Source organism: uncultured Flavobacterium sp., from assembly GCF_963975005.1.
Classification (GTDB): Bacteria; Bacteroidota; Bacteroidia; order Flavobacteriales; family Flavobacteriaceae; genus Flavobacterium.
Genome location: NZ_CAXBFR010000047.1, coordinates 1 through 20,432 on the forward strand (window position 1 = coordinate 1; position 20,432 = coordinate 20,432).

24 protein-coding genes are annotated in these 20,432 nt (G+C 31.4%); 1 reads left to right on the forward strand and 23 read right to left on the reverse strand.

Annotation, left to right across the window (positions count from 1 at the left end; all coding sequences use genetic code 11):
- Positions 1-159: 159 nt before the first annotated feature.
- Genes AACZ53_RS07450 through AACZ53_RS07460 form a run of 3 tightly spaced genes read right to left on the reverse strand, consistent with a single transcriptional unit; the run spans position 160 to position 2,486 of the window.
- The gene (locus AACZ53_RS07450) at positions 160-1,095 is read right to left on the reverse strand and encodes an arginine deiminase-related protein (protein WP_339836553.1); all 936 of its coding nucleotides are present in this window, start codon (positions 1,093-1,095) and stop codon (positions 160-162) included.
- Between the two features lie 56 nt (positions 1,096-1,151).
- The gene (locus AACZ53_RS07455) at positions 1,152-1,520 is read right to left on the reverse strand and encodes a four helix bundle protein (protein ID WP_339836556.1); all 369 of its coding nucleotides are present in this window, start codon (positions 1,518-1,520) and stop codon (positions 1,152-1,154) included.
- A gap of 51 nt (positions 1,521-1,571) precedes the next feature.
- Positions 1,572-2,486 (reverse strand): arginine deiminase family protein, encoded by a 915-nt coding sequence (locus AACZ53_RS07460; RefSeq protein ID WP_339836558.1) that lies wholly within the window; start codon positions 2,484-2,486, stop codon positions 1,572-1,574.
- 152 nt (positions 2,487-2,638) lie between these two features.
- Between AACZ53_RS07460 and AACZ53_RS07465 the strand changes: the two genes are divergently transcribed.
- Complete coding sequence (locus tag AACZ53_RS07465; protein WP_339836560.1) at positions 2,639-3,004, forward strand: hypothetical protein; 366 nt, start codon at positions 2,639-2,641, stop codon at positions 3,002-3,004.
- 60 nt (positions 3,005-3,064) lie between these two features.
- On the opposite strand, the gene AACZ53_RS07470 is transcribed toward AACZ53_RS07465, so the two are convergent.
- The 20 genes from AACZ53_RS07470 to rpsH form a co-directional block, all read right to left on the reverse strand.
- Complete coding sequence (locus tag AACZ53_RS07470) at positions 3,065-4,348, reverse strand: citrate synthase (RefSeq protein ID WP_339836562.1); 1,284 nt, start codon at positions 4,346-4,348, stop codon at positions 3,065-3,067.
- Positions 4,349-4,648: 300 nt separating this feature from the next.
- Positions 4,649-7,381 (reverse strand): T9SS type A sorting domain-containing protein, encoded by a 2,733-nt coding sequence (locus AACZ53_RS07475; RefSeq protein WP_339836564.1) that lies wholly within the window; start codon positions 7,379-7,381, stop codon positions 4,649-4,651.
- 86 nt (positions 7,382-7,467) lie between these two features.
- Positions 7,468-8,229 carry a LytTR family DNA-binding domain-containing protein gene (locus AACZ53_RS07480; protein ID WP_339836566.1) on the reverse strand — a complete coding sequence of 254 codons (762 nt, stop codon included), beginning with the start codon at positions 8,227-8,229 and terminating at the stop codon, positions 7,468-7,470.
- Positions 8,230-8,285: 56 nt separating this feature from the next.
- The gene (locus AACZ53_RS07485; RefSeq protein WP_339836569.1) at positions 8,286-10,244 is read right to left on the reverse strand and encodes a histidine kinase; all 1,959 of its coding nucleotides are present in this window, start codon (positions 10,242-10,244) and stop codon (positions 8,286-8,288) included.
- Between the two features lie 191 nt (positions 10,245-10,435).
- A complete protein-coding gene (gene eno, locus AACZ53_RS07490; RefSeq protein ID WP_339836571.1) occupies positions 10,436-11,728 on the reverse strand; it encodes a phosphopyruvate hydratase in 1,293 nt (430 codons plus the stop codon).
- Positions 11,729-11,897: 169 nt separating this feature from the next.
- Positions 11,898-13,016 carry a glutamine-hydrolyzing carbamoyl-phosphate synthase small subunit gene (gene carA, locus AACZ53_RS07495; RefSeq protein WP_339836574.1) on the reverse strand — a complete coding sequence of 373 codons (1,119 nt, stop codon included), beginning with the start codon at positions 13,014-13,016 and terminating at the stop codon, positions 11,898-11,900.
- Between the two features lie 291 nt (positions 13,017-13,307).
- A complete protein-coding gene (gene rplQ, locus AACZ53_RS07500) occupies positions 13,308-13,817 on the reverse strand; it encodes a 50S ribosomal protein L17 (protein ID WP_339836576.1) in 510 nt (169 codons plus the stop codon).
- 62 nt (positions 13,818-13,879) lie between these two features.
- Positions 13,880-14,872 carry a DNA-directed RNA polymerase subunit alpha gene (locus AACZ53_RS07505; protein ID WP_339836579.1) on the reverse strand — a complete coding sequence of 331 codons (993 nt, stop codon included), beginning with the start codon at positions 14,870-14,872 and terminating at the stop codon, positions 13,880-13,882.
- 20 nt (positions 14,873-14,892) lie between these two features.
- Positions 14,893-15,498, reverse strand: coding sequence for a 30S ribosomal protein S4 (rpsD, locus tag AACZ53_RS07510; RefSeq protein ID WP_026717876.1), 606 nt, complete (start codon positions 15,496-15,498; stop codon positions 14,893-14,895).
- Positions 15,499-15,615: 117 nt separating this feature from the next.
- A complete protein-coding gene (gene rpsK / locus AACZ53_RS07515) occupies positions 15,616-15,999 on the reverse strand; it encodes a 30S ribosomal protein S11 (protein WP_026717875.1) in 384 nt (127 codons plus the stop codon).
- Between the two features lie 8 nt (positions 16,000-16,007).
- Positions 16,008-16,382, reverse strand: coding sequence for a 30S ribosomal protein S13 (rpsM, locus tag AACZ53_RS07520; RefSeq protein ID WP_026717874.1), 375 nt, complete (start codon positions 16,380-16,382; stop codon positions 16,008-16,010).
- Between the two features lie 2 nt (positions 16,383-16,384).
- A complete protein-coding gene (gene ykgO / locus AACZ53_RS07525; protein ID WP_073370549.1) occupies positions 16,385-16,501 on the reverse strand; it encodes a type B 50S ribosomal protein L36 in 117 nt (38 codons plus the stop codon).
- A gap of 10 nt (positions 16,502-16,511) precedes the next feature.
- Positions 16,512-16,727, reverse strand: coding sequence for a translation initiation factor IF-1 (infA, locus tag AACZ53_RS07530; RefSeq protein ID WP_008254466.1), 216 nt, complete (start codon positions 16,725-16,727; stop codon positions 16,512-16,514).
- Between the two features lie 7 nt (positions 16,728-16,734).
- Positions 16,735-18,084, reverse strand: coding sequence for a preprotein translocase subunit SecY (secY, locus tag AACZ53_RS07535; protein ID WP_026717873.1), 1,350 nt, complete (start codon positions 18,082-18,084; stop codon positions 16,735-16,737).
- A gap of 16 nt (positions 18,085-18,100) precedes the next feature.
- Positions 18,101-18,553, reverse strand: a complete 453-nt coding sequence (rplO, locus tag AACZ53_RS07540) for a 50S ribosomal protein L15 (protein ID WP_026717872.1) — start codon at positions 18,551-18,553, stop codon at positions 18,101-18,103.
- Between the two features lie 11 nt (positions 18,554-18,564).
- Complete coding sequence (gene rpmD, locus AACZ53_RS07545) at positions 18,565-18,744, reverse strand: 50S ribosomal protein L30 (RefSeq protein ID WP_026717871.1); 180 nt, start codon at positions 18,742-18,744, stop codon at positions 18,565-18,567.
- 15 nt (positions 18,745-18,759) lie between these two features.
- On the reverse strand, positions 18,760-19,284 hold the full coding sequence (gene rpsE / locus AACZ53_RS07550; protein WP_026717870.1) for a 30S ribosomal protein S5: 525 nt from the start codon (positions 19,282-19,284) through the stop codon (positions 18,760-18,762).
- Positions 19,285-19,290: 6 nt separating this feature from the next.
- Entirely contained in the window at positions 19,291-19,641 is a 351-nt protein-coding gene (rplR, locus tag AACZ53_RS07555; protein WP_026717869.1) for a 50S ribosomal protein L18, read from the reverse strand.
- A gap of 11 nt (positions 19,642-19,652) precedes the next feature.
- On the reverse strand, positions 19,653-20,195 hold the full coding sequence (gene rplF / locus AACZ53_RS07560; RefSeq protein WP_026717868.1) for a 50S ribosomal protein L6: 543 nt from the start codon (positions 20,193-20,195) through the stop codon (positions 19,653-19,655).
- 12 nt (positions 20,196-20,207) lie between these two features.
- Positions 20,208-20,432 (reverse strand): 30S ribosomal protein S8 (gene rpsH, locus AACZ53_RS07565; protein ID WP_339836594.1); only part of this gene is annotated, 225 nt, incomplete at its 5' end.

A 20,432-nucleotide genomic window follows, 5' to 3' on the forward strand; every position in this document is an offset into this window, starting at 1 on the left:
GTATTGGTATAGTTTAGTTCCGTTTCACTATTTTATTTTTGGCGGAATGATTCGAAATATTGCTAAAACAACTTCATAAAATTCTAAAAAAACAAAAATTCCAAACTCCAATTTAAACATTTGGAATTTGGAATTTTAGTGTTATATTATTTTTTAACTTTATTTTTTAGGAAGAAAAATTTCAGCCATCATGCAACGAGCACTTCCACCACCACAAGCTTCAATAGTATCTAAACTTGAACTTAAAATGGTAGCATGTTTTTCTAATTTTTCAATTTGCTCTGCCGTTAAACTTTCATGAGCTGATTTACTCATTACTAAATAACTTTTATCATCTGTTCCTTTTAATTGCAGCATGTTTCCAGCAAAGTTATTTACCTGATCTTCTGTAATTAAAATAATTTCTTTTCCGTCGTCTTTTAAACTTTTTAAGACTTGTTTTCTTTCGCTTTTATCATCAATACAATCTGAACAAATTACAACAAAAGTTTCTCCCAAGCACATCATCACATTGGTATGGTAGATTAGTTTTCTTTCTCCATCAACTGTTTGATAAGCTTCAAAAATAACGGGTCCCATATCAAAATCTTCGCAGAATTCAATCATTAATTCTTCATCAGCTCTTGGCGATAAAGCACAATATGCTTTTCCATTAGCTCTGTCTAACAAAAGACTTCCTGTTCCTTCTAAGAAAATTTCGTCTTCTTCTGCTGACGTATAATCAACAATGTCATTTAATTTAAATCCTTTATCTTCTAATAAATCTAGGATATCTTCTCTTCGTTCTGCACGACGATTTTCAGCAAACATTGGATATAAAGCTACATCACCATTTTCGTGAAAAGAAACCCAATTGTTTGGAAAAATACTATCTGGTGTGTCTGGTTTTTTAGTATCATCGACAACGGTTACATCGACACCAACCATTTTTAGTTTTTGTACAAAAGTATCGAACTCTTCTTGCGCTTTTGCATTTACATTTTCCGGAGTTAATCCGTCTAATACTTTTTGGTAATAATTATTGACAGCTGTTTGTTCGTTCATACGAAAAGCAACTGGACGAATCATTAGGATTGAATTTGTTGTTTGTTTCATGTTTTATTTGTTGTCTGTTGTCTGTTGTCTGTTGTCTGTTGTCTGTTGAAAAAAGTTCAAGTTTTCCAGTTATTTTCAACGTATTTTATAAAATTGAATATTTTTGCTCCCAAGTTATCATAATCTGTAATATATCTTTCGTTATCAGCAATTAATCCTTTATATAAATGATTAATCTTTATCAAATGTCCTTTTGTTTCTAAACAACTTGAATGAGAAAAAACTAAAAACCTTATAAAATCGGCTTTATAACGATTTCTTCCATATCCTTCAACTATGTTTGAATTTACAGAATCTGCCGAACGTCTTATTTGACTACCTAATTCGTATAATTCATGTTTTGGCAAAAGTAATGAAGCTGGATGAATTTCATAAAACAATGCTAAGCTAATTTTATAAATATCTAAATCTTGATAACTACTCATTTCTGAACAATTTATTTAGTAAATAACTGAAAACCGATAAATGACAACTTTTTAATCCCTAATCAACGGTAAAGTTGAACATCTTAATAAACCTTCTTGTTTTGCAATTTCAGCATACGGAATTTCTTCTACAGTAATTCCTTTTTCTCTTAACCAAGTATTTAGTCTCGTGAAGTTTTTTTCTGAGACCACAACATCTGGTGCAATTGAAAAAATATTTGAATTCATGTTATACATTTCATCTCTAGTAATGTGAAACAAGTTTTCTTTTCCGAAAAGTTTGACTAAATACATGTAATCTGCTTCTTCGCGAAAACCACTTTTGTAAATGATTCCTTTGTCAGTTCCTACTGGTTGAAAACAGCAATCTAGGTGCAAAGCATTGTCTTTGGCTTCAATTTTTGATTTTACTAAATCAAATTCTTTCACAATTTTATTTGGAAACAATTCTTTAATATACTTTACTCCAGCCATATTTGTTCTAGCTGTGATGTACTCTTTATAATCTGATCCTTTATAGGTTCCTATAAAAATATAATCGTTCCATACCATTACATCACCACCTTCTATGTGGACTTCTTCTGGTGGACGAACTACTTTTTTTGGATCAATTTGATCTATTACATACTGAATAGCGTCTAATTCTCTTTCTCTATCTGGAAGAATATTTGCTTTAATGAAAGTGTCTTCAATTACGAAACCAATATCTCTTGTAAAGATTTGATTGTAATTTTCAATCCTTTCTGGACGAAAAACTTTTACATCATATTTTTGAAAAACTTGATTAAAAGCTTCCATTTCTTTAACCATATCTTCTTCTACAGGATATGTTCCTGCTAAGATATGCTCTAATGATTTTGGATCATAAGCTTCTTCTACAGATGGTGTTGGACCATTACTCGTTGCAGAGCCTAAAACTACTGCTCTTAATCGCGATGATTCGTTCTTTACATTTAATTGTAACATATATTTGCTTTTTAGCATAGATGCAAAGATAAAAAACAGATTGTGCATTTTAACGATAAAAATGTTTAATTTTTCACATAGTTGTAAAATAACATTTTTATATAAATCTTTTTTTTACTTTTGATTAACTAAAAACAAATAACAAACTAATTATGGGAATTTCAAATTTTTTTAGTTCACTTTTTGGAAAAGCAAAAGAAACTATAGACAGTGTAAGTGATAAGGTTGAAGATATGGCAGAAAATGTTATTGACAAAGCAACCGATGTCGCTGGTGATTTAAAAGAAAAAGCATCTGGGCTTATTGATGATGCCTCTGAAAAATTAGACGAAATGGGTGTAGGTGAAAAGGTGTCTGGTTTTGTTGAAACTGCAAAAGAAAAATTAGAAGATGCTTCAGAATGGGTTGAGGATAAAGCTGAAGTTGCTAAAGTAGCTGCTGCAGGTTTAATCGACAAAGCTGAGGATAAAATAGATGATTTAAGAGGTAAAAAAGATAATTTCGAACAAGCTGATTAATTCTTTTTTTAAGACATAAAAAAAATCCCGTTTCAAATTGAAACGGGATTTTTTTTTGTTTTATCTGTCTTTCTCTTCAGTAAAAGGTCTTAATGTATGACCTGTATAAACTTGTCTTGGTCTTCCGATTGGCTCACCGTTTAAACGCATTTCTTTCCATTGAGCAATCCAACCTGGTAAACGTCCAATTGCAAAAAGAACAGTAAACATTCCAACAGGAATTCCCATAGCACGATAAATGATTCCTGAATAGAAATCAACGTTTGGATATAAATTTCTCGCTTTGAAATATTCGTCTTCTAATGCAACTTTCTCTAATTCTCTTGCAATGTCTAATAATGGGTCATCTACACCTAAGGCATCTAAAACATCATTAGCAGCTTGTTTGATTATTGTTGCTCTTGGATCAAAGTTTTTATAAACTCTATGACCAAATCCCATTAAACGGAATGAATCATCTTTGTCTTTTGCTTTTAAAACATATTTAGCAACATCACCACCGTTGTTATGAATTTCTTCTAACATTTCTAACACCGCTTGATTTGCTCCACCATGTAAAGGCCCCCAAAGTGCAGAAACTCCAGCAGAAATTGAGGCAAATAATCCAGCGTGAGAAGAACCAACTATTCTAACTGTAGATGTAGAACAGTTTTGCTCATGATCTGCGTGAAGGATAAATAATTTATCTAAAGCATCAATTACTTTTTTGTCAAACTTATAAGGTTGTGTTGGAACTTCAAACATCATTCGCATGAAGTTTTCTACATATCCTTTTGTGTTATCGTAATAATTTAAAGGTAAACCCATTGACTTTCTGTACGTCCAAGTAGCGATTACTAAGAATTTTGCCATTGTTTTACAAACAGCATCATACATTTCTTTTTCGTTATTTGGATTAACTGGTTTTGGATTAAAAGCTGTTAATGCAGAAGTCAAAGCCGCTAAAACACCCATTGGATGAGCTGTTTTTGGAAAACCATCAATGATGTTTTTCATTTCTTCATTAACTAACGTATGCTTTCTTATATCGTTTTCGAATTTTTCTAACTCTGCTTTTTTTGGTAAATCCCCAAAAATCAACAAATAAGATACTTCTAAAAAATCAGCTTTTTCTGCTAATTCTTCGATTGAATATCCTCTGTAACGCAATATTCCTTCTTCTCCATCTAAAAAAGTAATTTCGCTAGTACACGAACCCGTGTTTTTATAACCTGGATCAATGGTAATTGCTCCTGTAGCACTTCTTAATGTAACTATTTCAATAGCAACTTCATTTTCTGTTCCAACAATTATTGGAAACTCATATTTTTTGCCATCTATTTCTAATGTAGCCGTTTTTGACATAATAGTATTGGTGTTTTTTTCTTTTAAATTAATCAATCCCACAAAATTACAGAATTACTTGTTAATTAAAAAGGAAAAATGAACTACATTTCGTTAATTATTCTATAAAATTGCAAAATTGGTATATATTCCTATTGATTAATCACCAATAATGCTTTTAAAATTGTTTTAAGCCTTTAAACATTTAGCTTTATGTAGAAAAAAACTTGCTTTTCTTAATTTCCTAATCGTTTTAATTTACAAAAGAAACCCTTCTAGTTTTTTGATCGCTAGAAGGGTAATAACAAACAATCAAATTTATTATTTCTTTACTATTTTTTCTACTTTTTCTCCTAATTCGGTTTTAATTTTTAAGAAATAAATTCCGTTTGAATAAGCAGCGACATCAATTGATTCTGTTTTTTGATTTGTAATTTTCTTATGGACAATTCTTCCTTGAACATCATAAATTTCAATAGAACTAATTGCTGTATTTGCTTTAATATTCACCATATCATTTACTGGATTAGGATAAACACCAACTGAATTATCAATAGTCACAACTGAATTACTTAAAACCTGAAAAGTTGTATTTGCAAAATTTGTTTCCACTGGAAAATTATAATCAAAATAAATATCAGCTTTATTGGTTACTATATCACTTGTTAGCAAATCACCTTGAGTCTTAATTTTCAATAATATATTTCCGTGTCCACCTGTGTCTAGATTTATAGTTTGGAAAACAAATTCTATTATATTTCCGTTAATTCGCGTTGCAACATTATGAGAAGCTTCCATTAAACGTAAAGTAGCAATATCAAAATCAGCAGGATTTATTTGTGTTTTTACCACAATATTCTCTGCTTGATATGTTCCAGTATTTTCAAAGTTTATTACATAATGAAGATATTGTCCTATGTAAGATGGAGCAACCACTTCTCCTTGAATACACGTAATGTCATTTGGGTCATAAGAGCCTACAACGGTTTGATTGAATTGAAACAAATTATCAAATGTATTTTCATCACCTGCTGAAGGTAAAATTGAAGCGGTTAAAGTTAGAACATCACCAATATTTACGGCTGGAGTTTCTGTTGGAGAATTTACATTTAGCGTAACATAAAAACTTCTATTTTCAAATGGTTTTAAGTTTGCATAATCCCAACTTAAAGAACCTGATCCAACTGACGATGTTGCATAAGTAGTTGACACGAAATCTAATACATTTTCATCATAGAAAAAGTTAATTCCGTATTGTTGACTTAAAGTAGTATTTCCAATATTTCTGTAAACAATTAAATAAACGGCATCAAAACCTGGTCTTGCTGGTGTAATTGGTGCGATTACAATTTCTAAATCAGGATGTACCCCATTTGCTGTGATACAGAAATCTTGTGTTGTTGTTGTATTATCAATAACAGAAACATTTACAACAGCCTGATTTGGACTTACTGTGAAAAAAGTTGGGTTCTCAAGATTAGGAGTTAATTCATATATTCCTGTTTGGTTTGTATTGTAAATATAGTTTCCATTAAAATTTGTAAAAACTGAGCCATTTATTGAAACTGCATTCAAACTTAAATTTAATGCCATATAAGAAGCAGGACTGTCTAAAGCATTGCAGCCATTATTGTCAAAATCATATTGAATAATTCCAGAGATTGAATTGTAATTTCCTCCAGGATTTGTTGTACAATAGGAATTTACATTTACTGAGCCACTAACTAATGATTGAATATTTGCTACCTGATTTTGATCCACACAAACATAAGCTAAACTAGGACTATTGTTGCTTAAGAAATTTTCAAGCCAACTACCTGAATCTATATTACTGCTTTCATTACTTCCGTTTTTAATAAAAACAGATTGCAATTGTAAATTAGCCACAAAATAAAGACTCGTTAAGTTAAAATTACTTGAGCAATTAAGTGTAGTTAAATTATTTATAGAACAATTTAATGTAGCCAAGTTTGTAAACGCTTCAATTCCTGTTAAATCTGCAATATTTGAATTGGAGACATTTAAAGTTGTTGACACTAAAGCTTCTGAAAATTGTATTTCTCCATCTGTATTTGTATCAACTCCTAAAGCTATTAATTTAGCTTTAAAGTTTGCATCTGGAATGTAGACGATACCATTTACTGAATCGATTACTATCAAGTCGAAATTAGTAATTGCATAACAACCCGTTACATTATCTTCAACTCTGACATAAATTGTTTCAGGATTTGAAATATTAAAATAAGAATTTGGATTTGAGAATGGATTAACTCCAAATTGTGCATCCATTAAGCTTCCATAATATAAAACATTTACTGAAAGTGTATTAATTCCATTTAAAATAATAAATTCATTCTGAGTTAAATCAAAAGTAGCAAAACCATCAAAAGGGTTTTCATAAATAACTAAATTTGGTGGCTGGATTATATTTGGGGTTTGATTAACTAAAATTGTTTCACAAGCAGTTAAAGATTGTGTACAGGCAGTTGTTGATGATGTTACATCTACTAAACATATTGTAGTATCAACAGTTAAGTTAGCAAATGATAACGTTGCTAAACCATTTGGATCTAAAGTAATTGATGCTTGTGCAGCTCCATTCACTGTATATTGAACTGTTGCATTTGGAGTTCCATTAATTGTTAAAGATGTTGAATCACCAGAGCAAATTGGAGAACTTAAACCTATCGAAGCTGTTGGCAATAAGTTAACAATCAAATTAAAACTTGTTATTGCATAATTTGTTGGGTTTGCATTTTCTTCAACTCTTACATAAATGGTTTGAGGATTTATGAAATTATAATAATTAGATTCATTTACAAATGCACCAGCATTGTTTTGTGCATCACTTAAAGTGTTATAATATTTTATATTATAAGAACTAGGATTTAATCCATTTAAAGTTTGCGATTCATTAACTGTTAAATCGAAATATGCAAACCCATCATTAGCTCCGTTATCATCACAAACAATCAAATCATCAGGTTGTGCAATGGGTGGCTGTGCATATAATGTTCCTGTTATAAAAAGTAGCAAGAGTATAATTTTCTTCATGACTTTAATATTTTATATAAATTTAATATTGTTTTTTTTATTTATTGTTACTCAATGAGTAAACTGCTGTTTTGAGTTAGAATTCGCTAAATGGTTTTTAAAATTTCTTGCAATCGTTCTCTTTTTCGTTGTGAAATAGGCAAATGACTTTCATCAGCCATAATAACATAACCACCGTCTTTTTTAATGTAAGATTTCAAATAATTCAAATTAATCAAATGTGATTGATGTATTCTTTCAAATCCGTGTTCGGTTAATAATTCTTCGTATTCTTTCAGTGTTTTTGAAATCATAACTGGTTTACTATTTTTAATATAAAACTTGGTATAATTGTCTTCGTTTTCACATCGAATAATATCACTAACATCAAACAAATGAATTCCATCTGAAGTAGAAAGCGCTATTCGCTTAAAATTATCAACCTTTTTTCTGATGTTTTCCAACAACAAATCAATATGAGCATAATCGTTAGTTTTCTCTAAAACGGATTCAATTTTTACAATCACTTTTTGCAACTCATCAGGATCAACTGGTTTTAATAAAAAATCTAAAGCACTAAATCGAAAGGCCTTTATGGCATATTGTTCGTGAGCTGTTATGAATACAATATTTGATTTTATATTTCCATTTTTCGCAGCCAATTGTTCTAAAATATCAAAACCTGTCCCGTCATTTAATTGAATATCCAAAAACACAACTTGCGGTTTTAAGGTATCCATTGCTTCGAAACCAGTTGCAACACTATCTGCCTCACCAATGATTTCTATATTGGGAGCAAATCGTTCCAACAAACCTTTCATTCCTTCTCTAAGGTTTTGGTCATCGTCAATTAATATGGCTTTTATCATAATTTTAAGGTTATGAGTTTTTAGGTTTAAAAGGTTAAAAGGTTTTACAAAAAATTCTATTCTATATATTGTAAGGGTAAATGCAAAATCACTTTTGTTCCGGTTATTTTATTTTCTTCTGTTAATTCTTCAATTTCAATGGTTGCTTTTTTTGATATTGAGGAAGCAATCATTTCTAATCGTTTGGTGATAATATCTAAAGCCATTGATTTGTGTGCTACAACCGAATTTTCTTTGTTTAATTTAGATTGATTAATTCCAATTCCGTCATCTAAAATAGTACAAATTAGGGAATCATCCTTTATTGAAAAGTCAATTGTTACATTTCCCATTTCTTTTTTCGGAATTACTCCATGAATTATTGCGTTTTCTACAAAAGGCTGAATTAATAAAGGCGGCAAAGCTACATCATCTTCAATATCAGCACTTTTTTGAATGTTAAAATTAAATTTGTGATTAAATCGTAGTTGTTCTAGCTCCAAATAATTTTGTAAACTTTCTATTTCTTTATCAATTGGAATTAATGATTCTTTAGAATATTCTAAAGTCAATCGCATTAATTTTGAGAATTTAGACAAATATTTTATGGCTGAATCTGTTCCGTTTTGCACAATAAAACTCGAAATTGAACCCAAACAATTGAATACAAAATGTGGATTCATTTGTAAGTGCAAAGCTTTTTGTTCGTATTCAGCTAATTCTTTTTGTAGCGTTAAAGTCTTTTTAAGTTGTGCTCTATTGTAAATTAAAAATCCAATTCCGAATACCAACAAAGCAATTAATGCTCCAAATATTAATTTTAATTTAGCACTTTTGGCTTCTTCTTTTAGCAACAATTCTCTTTTATCGTTTTCTTCTTTTTGTAGTAATTCTTTCTTTTCAAATTCATAATTCATAGAAGCTTCAACTGATCTTCTGATGTTTTCTTCATTAGTCAAACTGTCTTTTGCTACACTATATTTTTGAAAATGTTCTAAAGCTAAATTTGAGTTACCTTTTTTAGCATAAATCTCACTCAATAATTTTTCTGAAACTGCTTTTTGTTCTAATACATTAATTTCAGTGGCTAAAGTCGATGCTTTATTTGTATTAAGTAATGCTTCATCTAATTGATTTTCCTCCAAATAAAATTCTCCTAGAAAAATATATGTATCTGCTAATCCGAATTTATCATCAATACTTGTAAAAGTAGTCATAGCATTTTCCCAACTTGAAACAGCATCATTATCTTGATTTTTCTCTTTAAAATACAAACCTTTATTATTATACCATTCTCCTAAAGCTCTTGGATTTGGATTTTTCTCTAAAGCTTTTTTCGCTAAAGTGTAATATTCTGAAGCTTTGTCTAAACTTTTCTGTTTAAGGTAAATGTTTGCTATATTGGTTAAAGTGATTCCGACATTAACATCTTGTAATTTGTCTTGAATTTTTTGTGCTTTTATAAAATACTCTAAGGCTTTGAAATCCGAATTTTGAGATTTATAAACGACTCCAATGTTATTGTAGATTTTAGAGCATTTACTTTCATCCTTTAAACTTTCATAAATTTTCACAGATTTTAGATAATATTCTAGAGCTTTTGCGTAATTACTTTGTTCTGAAAAAACAATTCCTATGCTTCCATAAGCTTTAGCTAAACCTTGAGCCACTTCTTTTTTATTTGTGGCAGAATTATTATTCTCTTCAAAAATATTTTTAGCTAAAATAAAATTATCCAATGCTTTTTTATAATCTCCTAAAATGATGTTTGAAGTTCCAATGTTTAAGTAAGCATTCCCTTCTTCTACTTTATATTTGATTTTTTTTGCTAATAGTAAGGCTTGATTTCCGAATTCAGCCATTTTAGTTGGATCAGAATATTTGTATTGATCTGCAATAGCATTTAAAACCATTGTTTTATCAATATCGTTTTTTGCTTTTTTTAGTTCATTTTGCAAGCTATCTAGCACTTTATCTTGTGCTTGAACAACTGTTGCAATGATTAAAAAAAAATATAGTAGTATTTTAGCTCTCATTTATTTATTATTGATAAACAAATGTAACATTTCCTTGTTAGGAATTTATAGTGATTTAGAATTTGAGTGTTTTGAATGAGAATTTGAGATAAAAAAAGAAACCCTTCTAAAGTTTAAAACTCTAGAAGGGTTTAGATACTGAAACATACTGAAATAGATTCAGCACAAGAGTTCAGCATGACAATATTATTTTATTTCTGCTTAAAAGCTTTCATTCCAGGGAAATAAGCTACTTCAGCTAATTCTTCTTCGATTCTTAATAATTGGTTGTATTTTGCCATTCTATCAGAACGTGAAGCTGAACCCGTTTTAATTTGACCACAGTTTAAAGCTACTGCTAAATCTGCAATGGTATTATCTTCTGTTTCTCCAGAACGGTGACTCATTACTGATGTATAACCAGCATTGTGTGCCATGTTTACAGCTGCAATTGTTTCTGATAAAGTTCCAATTTGGTTAACTTTAATTAAGATTGAGTTTGCAGTATCATTTGCAATTCCTTTGGCTAATCTTTCAACGTTTGTAACGAATAAATCATCCCCAACTAATTGTGTTTTATCTCCAATTAATTCTGTTAAGTATTTCCAACCTTCCCAGTCGTTTTCGTCCATTCCGTCTTCGATAGAAATGATAGGGTATTTTTTTGATAAATCAGCTAAATATTCTGCCTGTTCTTTTGAAGATCTTACTTTTCCAGTTGGTCCTTCAAATTTTGAGTAATCATATTTTCCATCTACAAAAAATTCTGCTGCAGCACAATCTAAAGCGATCATTACATCATCCCCAAAAGTATAACCTGCATTTGTAACGGCTAATTTGATTGAATCTAGAGCGTCTTCTGTTCCACCTTCTAAATTTGGAGCAAAACCACCTTCATCACCTACTGCTGTTGACAAACCTCTATCGTGTAATACTTTTTTAAGGTTATGGAAAATTTCAGTTCCCATTTGCATTGCTTCTGTAAACGTTTTTGCTTTCACTGGCATAACCATAAATTCTTGAAACGCAATTGGAGCATCAGAATGCGAACCTCCATTGATGATATTCATCATTGGAACTGGTAACGTATTAGCAGAAACACCACCAACATATCTGTATAAAGGCATTCCTAATTCGTTTGCTGCTGCTTTTGCAACCGCTAACGAAACTCCTAAAATTGCATTTGCACCTAAATTAGATTTGTTTGGCGTACCATCTAATTCAATCATCATTTTGTCAATAGAATTTTGCTCAAAAACTGACATTCCAACAACTTCTGCTGCTATATCTGTATTTACATTTTCAACAGCTTTTAAAACTCCTTTTCCTAAGTAAGCTTTTCCACCATCACGTAATTCAACGGCTTCGTGTTCTCCTGTTGAAGCACCACTTGGCACAGCTGCTCTTCCTAAAACTCCGTTTTCTGTAATTACATCAACTTCTACTGTTGGATTTCCGCGAGAATCAAATATTTGTCTTGCGTGTACTTTGATAATTATGCTCATTTTTTAATGATTTTTTAAAATTCGGTATACAAATTTAAACATTCTATATTTTAAACGCCAATAAACTTATAAACGATAACGTTTTAGTTAAATTGTTACAATCTTATTCTTTTTTAAATTTCTTAAAAAAACCTAACAAGTTCTGAAAACGTGTTAGGTTTAAATATTATTAAACTTCTTGTAAGTTTTGTTTCTTTATATTCTCAATAAACGTATCAAATAAATATTCCGCATCGTGTGGTCCAGGACTTGCTTCTGGATGATATTGTACAGAAAAACAGTTTTTAGATTTCATTCGCATTCCAGCCACAGTATCATCATTTAAATGTAAATGCGTGATCTCCATATCTGGATGTTTTTCTAATTCTTCTTTGTTTACAGCAAAGCCATGATTTTGTGAAGTGATTTCTCCTTTACCAGTTAAAAGGTTTTTTACAGGATGATTAATTCCTCTATGACCATTAAACATTTTATACGTTGAAATTCCGTTTGCCAAAGCGATTACTTGATGGCCTAAGCAAATTCCGAATAAAGGTTTGTTGTTGGCTATAATTTCTTTAGCTGTATTTTGTGCTTGATGCAATGGTTCTGGATCACCAGGTCCATTTGACAAGAAATATCCATCAGGATTAAAACTTTTTAAATCTTCGTAAGAAGCGTTATATGGAAATACTTTTATGTAACAATCTCTTTTGGCTAAATTTCTTAAGATGTTAGTTTTAATCCCTAAATCTAAAGCTGAAATTTTAAAAGTTGCTTTTTCATCACCATAAAAATAAGGCTCTTTTGTAGAAACTGTTGAAGCTAATTCTAACCCTTTCATGTTTGGTACATTAGCTAACAGCGTTTTTAAATCCTCAATAGATGTTCCGTCTGTAGAAATAATTGCATTTTGCGCTCCATTATCTCTAATATAACTTACCAAAGCTCTTGTGTCAACATCTGAAACGGCAACGATATTTTGTTTTTCAAAATAATCATATAAACTTTCAGAAGCGTCTGGTCTAGAATAATTGAAACTAAAATTTTTACAAATAAGTCCTGCGATTTTTACTCCATCTGATTCTACATCATTTAAGCTTACACCATAGTTACCAATATGAGGATTGGTTGTCACCATAATTTGTCCGAAATAAGAAGGATCTGTAAAAATTTCTTGGTAACCGCTCATTCCAGTATTGAAACAAACTTCTCCAAAGGTTGTACCGCTAATTCCGATTGATTTTCCGTGAAAAATTGTTCCATCTGCTAGTAATACGATGGCTTTTTGTTTAGTAGTGTATTGCATTTGATGTGTGTTGTTTTGCAAATTTAGTATAATTCTTTTTTCTAAAAAAATAAGTTTATAAACAATCGAATAGTTTTTCTTCTAGCCCTGATGGGAATGGCATCCTTTTGTTGAGAAAATTATCGTTTCATTAAAAGATTGCTTCGTTCCTCGCAATGAAAGATAGAATGAACAGCAGGAAATACATGACTAAATAAGGACTACCGTTTTGCTTCTAAAAACTAAAATCCAAAAAAAAAGGATAAACTAAAAATTAGCTTATCCTTTTTTATATTTATGAATTGATATTCATTATTCTGCTGTATCAGTAGATTCTTCCGAAGAAGTTTCAGGAGCAGGTGTTTCTGCAACAGGAGCAGTAGTAGTATCATCAGCTTTTTTAGCTTTTCCACCTCTACGACTTCTTCCTTTTTTCTCTTCTTTTTTACCACCATTGTACAATTCATTGAAGTCAACTAACTCAATCATTGCCATATCAGCGTTATCTCCTAAACGATTACCCAATTTGATGATACGAGTGTATCCTCCTGGACGATCTCCAACTTTAGCAGAAACTTCTCTGAATAACTCAGTTACTGCATATTTGTCTCTTAAATAAGCGAAGCAAATACGACGGTTGTGCGTTGTGTCTTCTTTTGATTTTGTCACTAACGGTTCAAAAAACACTCTTAAAGCTTTCGCTTTTGCAACTGTTGTATTGATACGTTTGTGTTCTATTAGTGAACAAGCCATATTAGCAAGCATAGATGCTCTATGTCCTTTTTGTCTACTTAAGTGATTGAATTTTTTTCCGTGTCTCATGACTTTTTATTTAACCTTCATCTTGCTACAATCCACTATTGGAGAGCAAAATATGAAGTAATTTATTCTTTATCTAATTTGTATTTTGCTAAATCCATACCGAAAGTAAGACCTTTTACAGCGACTAATTCGTCTAATTCTGTTAAAGATTTTTTACCAAAGTTACGGAATTTCATTAAGTCGTTTTTGTTGAAAGACACTAAGTCTCCTAAAGTGTCAACTTCAGCTGCTTTTAAACAATTTAATGCTCTAACTGATAAATCCATATCCACAAGTTTAGTTTTTAACAACTGTCTCATGTGTAATGACTCTTCGTCATAAGATTCTGTTTGAGCAATTTCGTCAGCCTCAAGTGTAATTCTTTCGTCAGAAAACAACATAAAGTGATGAATCAACGTTTTAGCTGCTTCAGTTAATGCATCTTTTGGATTGATTGAACCATCTGTTTGGATTTCGAAAACTAACTTTTCATAGTCAGTTTTTTGCTCCACACGAAAATTCTCAATTGAATACTTAACATTTTTTACTGGTGTGTAAATTGAGTCAGTATAAATTGTACCAATTGGTGCATTTGCTTTTTTGTTTTCCTCTGCTGGAACATATCCTCTACCTTTTTCGATAGTAAGTTCCATATTAATTGAAGTTTTGCTATCAAGGTTACAGATAATTAAATCTGGGTTTAAGATTTGGAAACCAGAGATGAATTTTTGAAAATCACCTGCAGTTAACACCTCTTTACCTGATAGAGACATTGAAACAGACTCATTATCGATATCTTCAATTTGACGTTTAAAACGTACTTGTTTAAGATTAAGGATGATTTCTGTAACGTCTTCAACTACACCAGGAATTGTAGAGAACTCATGTTCTACTCCTTCAATTTTTACTGATGTTATTGCAAAACCTTCTAATGCAGAAAGTAAAACTCTTCTAAGTGCATTACCAACTGTCAATCCGTAACCAGGTTCTAAAGGTCTGAATTCAAACTTACCTTCAAAATCGGTTGAATCGATCATGATAACTTTATCGGGCTTCTGAAAATTAAATACTGCCATAATTCGCTTAATGTGTATTTTTATTTGTTATACAACTCTACGATTAGTTGCTCTTTAATGTTTTCTGGAATCTGAAGTCTTTGAGGAACAGATACGAAAGTACCTTCCTTAGTATCATTGTTCCATGTAATCCACTCATAAACTTGAGATGCATTAGATAAAGAACGATCGATAGCTTCAAGAGATTTAGATTTTTCACGAACAGCTACTTTATCACCTGGTTTGATGTGATAAGAAGGAATGTTCACTAATTCACCATTTACAGTAACGTGTCTGTGCGAAACGATTTGACGTGCACCTCTACGAGAAGGAGCAATACCCATTCTGTATACTACGTTGTCTAATCTTGATTCACAAAGTTGTAAAAGGATTTCACCTGTTACACCAGAAGCTGCAGATGCTTTTTTGAATAAGTTTCTGAATTGTTTTTCTAAAATACCGTAAGTATATTTAGCTTTTTGCTTTTCCATTAACTGGATAGCATATTCAGATTTTTTACCTCTTCTTTTAGACATTCCATGTTGTCCAGGAGGATAATTTCTTTTTTCGAAGGCTTTGTCTTCTCCGAATATTGCTTCGCCAAATTTACGAGCAATTTTAGTTTTTGGACCAGTATATCTTGCCATTTCTAATTGTTTAAGATAGAGATTATGAATTCAGGTCTAATCCTTCGATAATCGTAATTCTATCTAGTTTATACTAAAATATTTTTTTAAGAGTGCAAATATAGTAAATATATTTGATTAAACTCTTCTTCTTTTTGGAGGACGACATCCATTATGAGGCATTGGTGTTACATCAATAATTTCTGTAACTTCAATTCCACCATTATGTAATGATCTGATTGCAGATTCTCTACCGTTTCCTGGTCCTTTAACGTAAACTTTTACTTTTTTAAGACCAGCGTCAAGAGCTACTTTTGAACAATCTTCTGCTGCCATTTGAGCTGCGTATGGAGTGTTCTTTTTAGAACCTCTAAAACCCATTTTACCAGCTGAAGACCAAGAAATAACTTCACCTTTCTTATTTGTTAAAGAAATAATGATGTTGTTAAAAGTTGCACTAATATGAGCTTCTCCTGTTGATTCAACAATAACTTTACGTTTTTTTGTAGTTGCCTTAGCCATATTACTTATTATTTAGTTGCTTTTTTCTTGTTTGCAACAGTTTTTCTTTTACCTTTTCTTGTTCTTGAGTTGTTTTTAGTTCTTTGACCTCTTAAAGGAAGACCCGCTCTATGACGAATTCCTCTATTACAACCAATATCCATTAAACGTTTGATGTTTAATTGAACTTCTGAACGTAATTCACCTTCAATTTTGAAAAATGATACAGCTTCACGAATTGCTCCGATTTCTTCATCGTTCCAATCTGAAACTTTTTTGTCTTCGCTAACTTGAGCTTTTTCTAAGATCTCTTTAGCTCTGCTATTACCAATACCAAAAATGTATGTTAAAGCAATAACTCCTCTTTTCTGTTTAGGTATATCTACCCCTGCTATTCTTGCCATAATTATCCTTGTCTTTGTTTAAATCTAGGATTCTTTTTGTTGATTACGTATAATCTGCCTTTTCTTCGTACAATTTTGCACTCGGCACTTCTTTTTTTAACTGATGCTCTTACTTTCATGCTATTAGATTTAGTATCTATATGTGATTCTTGCTTTAGACAAATCGTAAGGACTCATTTCTAGTTTCACTTTATCACCAGGTAATAATTTGATATAATGCATACGCATTTTTCCAGAGATGTGAGCAATTACAATGTGCCCGTTTTCTAATTCTACTCGAAACATAGCATTTGATAATGCTTCAATTATTGTTCCGTCTTGTTCTATTGCTGATTGTTTTGCCATAAAATAATTAAGCTACTGCTTTTCTGTTTTTACCACTTTTCATCAACCCATCATAATGTTTATTCAATAAATAAGAATTTATTTGTTGAATTGTATCAATTGCAACTCCTACCATAATTAATAACGATGTTCCTCCATAGAAATAACCCCATGAACCTTGAACACCCATAACACTAACAGCTATAGCTGGAAACACAGCGATAAAAGCAAGGTAAAGTGAACCTGGAAACGTTATTAGTGACATAATTTTATCTAAAAAGTCTGAAGTTTCAGAACCCGGCTTAACACCTGGTATAAATCCACCACTCCTTTTTAAATCATCAGCCATTTTATTAGTTGGTATTGTAATCGCAGTATAAAAATATGTAAACACTATAATTAATAATGCAAACACTAGATTATATACTAATCCAAATGGATTTTTAAACATTGTTGCGATAGATTGTGCATTATCAGATTGTGATAAACCTGCTAATGCAGCTGGGATAAACATAATTGCTTGTGCAAATATGATTGGCATTACACCCGATGCGTTTAATTTTAATGGAATAAATTGTCTATCACCACCACCCATTAGATCTTGTTCAAAGTCACCAGAAACTGTTCTACGTGCGTATTGAACTTGAATTTTTCTAACAGCCATTACTAATAATACACATGCCACTATTACTAGTAACCATATTATTATTTCAATTACAATCATAAGTACACCACCATTTGCTTGAGAAGTTCTTGATGCTATCTCTTGCATGAATGCTTGTGGCATTCTAGCGATAATTCCAACCATAATTAATAATGAAATACCATTTCCAATACCTTTATCAGTAATCTTTTCACCTAACCACATAGCAAAAATTGTACCTGTAACTAAGATTAATACTGCTGAGAATAAAAATTGAAATGAATTAAACCCTAATAAAAATGCATCAGGAGGAAGTGTTGAATAAAGATTATAAATATAACCAGGACCTTGAACTAAAGTAATTGCAATAGTCAACCATCTTGTAATTTGATTTATCTTTTTTCTTCCACTTTCACCATCTTTTTGAAGTTTTTGCAAGTAAGGAACTGCTATTCCCATCAATTGTACTACAATCGATGCAGAAATATAAGGCATAATTCCTAAAGCAAAAATAGATGCTTGTGAGAAAGCTCCACCTGTAAAAACATCAATTAACCAGCCAATACCTTGATCGGTTTGGCTAGTTAAATTTCCTAGTTTAGTAGCATCAATACCTGGAAGTGTTACTTGAGCACCAAAACGATACACTAATAACAATCCTAGAGTCAACAGAATTCTGTTTTTTAACTCTTCGATTTTCCAAACATTAACTAAAGAATCTATAAATTTCTTCATTTTACTATACTATTTGTTATAAAATTACTACTTCTCCACCAGCAGCTTCAATAGCAGCTTTTGCAGTAGCAGTAAATTTGTGTCCACTCACTTTAAGTTTTGCTTTTAATTCGCCTCTACCTAAAATTTTAACTAATTCGTTTTTGGTCGCTAATCTTGTATCAACTAAAACTGTAAAATCTACAGTGTCAGTTACTACTCCATTGTCAACTAACATTTGAAGTGTATCAAGATTAACACCTTGATATTCTTTTCTGTTAATATTTTTAAATCCGAACTTAGGCACACGTCTTTGAAGAGGCATTTGCCCTCCCTCAAAACCAATTTTCTTAGAATAACCAGAACGAGATTTAGCTCCTTTGTGTCCACGTGATGCGGTACCACCTTTTCCAGAACCTTCTCCTCTACCTAATCTTTTATTTTGGTTGTGCGTTGAACCTTCCGCTGGTTGTAAATTACTTAAATTCATAACTGTATATGTTATTTAGTTTCAACAGAAACTAAGTGTTTTACTTTGTTTACCATTCCAAGGATAGCTTGGTTGTCATCATGCTCAACAACTTGTCCCATTTTTTTTAGACCTAAAGCAATAAGAGTTCTCTTTTGTGTAAGAGGACAATTGATTTTGCTTTTTACTTGTTTTACTAATATTTTTGCCATTTTTTCCTTGAATTATTAACCTTTAAATACTTTTTCTAAAGATACTCCCCTTTGTTTTGAAATTGTATAAGCACTTCTCATTTGCAATAACGCATCGAAAGTTGCTTTAACAACATTATGGGGATTTGATGAACCTTGAGATTTTGATAATACATCATGAATACCTACTGACTCAAGTACCGCACGTACTGCACCACCTGCAATAACTCCAGTACCATGAGAAGCTGGTATTAAAAATACTCTTGCTCCACCAAATTTACCTTTTTGTTCGTGAGGAACTGATTGTCCTTGTAATGGAATTCTAACAAGATTTTTCTTAGCGTCTTCAACTGCTTTTGCAATTGATTCTGCTACATCTTTAGATTTTCCAGTACCATGTCCAACAACTCCGTTTTCATCACCTACAACTACAATAGAAGAAAAACCAAATGCTCTACCCCCTTTTGTAACTTTAGTAACACGATTAACATTCACCAAACGGTCTTTTAAATCAAGTCCTCCTGGTTTTACTAGTTCTACGTTTTTATAATTATTGATCATATTATCTTAGAATTTAAGTCCAGCTTCTCTTGCGCCTTCAGCTAATGATTTAACACGTCCGTGGTATAAATATCCACCTCTATCAAAAGTGATAGTAGATACACCTGCTTTAAGAGCTTTTTCAGCTACTAACTTACCTACTGCATTAGCAGTTTCAGTGTTTGTTCCTTTAGTAACACCTTTCTCTCTTGAAGATGCTGCTACTAATGTAACACCGTTTACATCATCTATGATTTGAGCATAGATTTCTTTATTAGATCTAAAAACAGCTAGTCTAGGTTGCGCAGCAGTACCGCTAACAATCTTTCTAATTCTGAATTTTATTCTTTGTCTTCTTTCCGTTTTTGTTAATGACATAGTCTTAAATTTTAAGCTGATTTACCTGCTTTTCTTCTTAATACTTCACCTACAAACTTAATTCCTTTTCCTTTGTAAGGTTCAGGTTTACGAAAAGCTCTGATTTTAGCAGCAACTTGACCTAATAATTGTTTGTCAAATGATGATAATTTTACTAAAGGATTTTTACCTTTCTCTGATATAGTTTCAACTGTTACTTCAGAAACAACTTCTAGTACAATGTTGTGAGAGAATCCTAAAGCTAAATCAAGTCTTTGACCTTGATTAGATGCTCTATAACCTACTCCTACTAGTTCTAATTGTTTAGAAAAACCTTCAGAAACACCAACAATCATATTGTTGATCAAAGAACGATATAGTCCGTGTTTCGCTCTCTCGTCTTTGTGATCTGATGAACGTTCAACGATAACTTGGTTATCTTCTATTTTTACCGTTACATCAGAAAATTCTTGAGTAAGCTCGCCTAATTTTCCTTTTACTGTAACCACAGCGTCTTTAACATCTACTGTTACTCCTGCTGGAATTGCAATTGGATTTTTACCTATTCTTGACATTTTTCTTTTATATTAGTATACGTAACAAATTACTTCTCCACCTACGTTTAGTTGTTTTGCCATCTTACCTGTCATCAAACCTTTTGATGTAGAAACAATTGCAACACCTAATCCGTTAAGAATTCTAGGAATCTCTGAAGAACCTGAATATTTACGTAAACCTGGTTTACTAATTCTTTGAATATCTTTTATTACAGATTCTTTTGTTTCTTTATCGTACTTAAGTGCGATTTTGAT

Bases quoted from the DNA above. Each gene is read 5' to 3' on its own strand.
- AACZ53_RS07450 (WP_339836553.1), bottom strand. From the start codon at position 1,095: ATGAAACAAACAACAAATTCAATCCTAATGATTCGTCCAGTTGCTTTT.
- AACZ53_RS07455 (WP_339836556.1), bottom strand. From the start codon at position 1,520: ATGAGTAGTTATCAAGATTTAGATATTTATAAAATTAGCTTAGCATTG.
- AACZ53_RS07460 (WP_339836558.1), bottom strand. From the start codon at position 2,486: ATGTTACAATTAAATGTAAAGAACGAATCATCGCGATTAAGAGCAGTA.
- AACZ53_RS07465 (WP_339836560.1), top strand. From the start codon at position 2,639: ATGGGAATTTCAAATTTTTTTAGTTCACTTTTTGGAAAAGCAAAAGAA.
- AACZ53_RS07470 (WP_339836562.1), bottom strand. From the start codon at position 4,348: ATGTCAAAAACGGCTACATTAGAAATAGATGGCAAAAAATATGAGTTT.
- AACZ53_RS07475 (WP_339836564.1), bottom strand. From the start codon at position 7,381: ATGAAGAAAATTATACTCTTGCTACTTTTTATAACAGGAACATTATAT.
- AACZ53_RS07480 (WP_339836566.1), bottom strand. From the start codon at position 8,229: ATGATAAAAGCCATATTAATTGACGATGACCAAAACCTTAGAGAAGGA.
- AACZ53_RS07485 (WP_339836569.1), bottom strand. From the start codon at position 10,244: ATGAGAGCTAAAATACTACTATATTTTTTTTTAATCATTGCAACAGTT.
- eno (WP_339836571.1), bottom strand. From the start codon at position 11,728: ATGAGCATAATTATCAAAGTACACGCAAGACAAATATTTGATTCTCGC.
- carA (WP_339836574.1), bottom strand. From the start codon at position 13,016: ATGCAATACACTACTAAACAAAAAGCCATCGTATTACTAGCAGATGGA.
- rplQ (WP_339836576.1), bottom strand. From the start codon at position 13,817: ATGAGACACGGAAAAAAATTCAATCACTTAAGTAGACAAAAAGGACAT.
- AACZ53_RS07505 (WP_339836579.1), bottom strand. From the start codon at position 14,872: ATGGCAGTATTTAATTTTCAGAAGCCCGATAAAGTTATCATGATCGAT.
- rpsD (WP_026717876.1), bottom strand. From the start codon at position 15,498: ATGGCAAGATATACTGGTCCAAAAACTAAAATTGCTCGTAAATTTGGC.
- rpsK (WP_026717875.1), bottom strand. From the start codon at position 15,999: ATGGCTAAGGCAACTACAAAAAAACGTAAAGTTATTGTTGAATCAACA.
- rpsM (WP_026717874.1), bottom strand. From the start codon at position 16,382: ATGGCAAGAATAGCAGGGGTAGATATACCTAAACAGAAAAGAGGAGTT.
- ykgO (WP_073370549.1), bottom strand. From the start codon at position 16,501: ATGAAAGTAAGAGCATCAGTTAAAAAAAGAAGTGCCGAGTGCAAAATT.
- infA (WP_008254466.1), bottom strand. From the start codon at position 16,727: ATGGCAAAACAATCAGCAATAGAACAAGACGGAACAATAATTGAAGCA.
- secY (WP_026717873.1), bottom strand. From the start codon at position 18,084: ATGAAGAAATTTATAGATTCTTTAGTTAATGTTTGGAAAATCGAAGAG.
- rplO (WP_026717872.1), bottom strand. From the start codon at position 18,553: ATGAATTTAAGTAATTTACAACCAGCGGAAGGTTCAACGCACAACCAA.
- rpmD (WP_026717871.1), bottom strand. From the start codon at position 18,744: ATGGCAAAAATATTAGTAAAACAAGTAAAAAGCAAAATCAATTGTCCT.
- rpsE (WP_026717870.1), bottom strand. From the start codon at position 19,284: ATGATCAATAATTATAAAAACGTAGAACTAGTAAAACCAGGAGGACTT.
- rplR (WP_026717869.1), bottom strand. From the start codon at position 19,641: ATGTCATTAACAAAAACGGAAAGAAGACAAAGAATAAAATTCAGAATT.
- rplF (WP_026717868.1), bottom strand. From the start codon at position 20,195: ATGTCAAGAATAGGTAAAAATCCAATTGCAATTCCAGCAGGAGTAACA.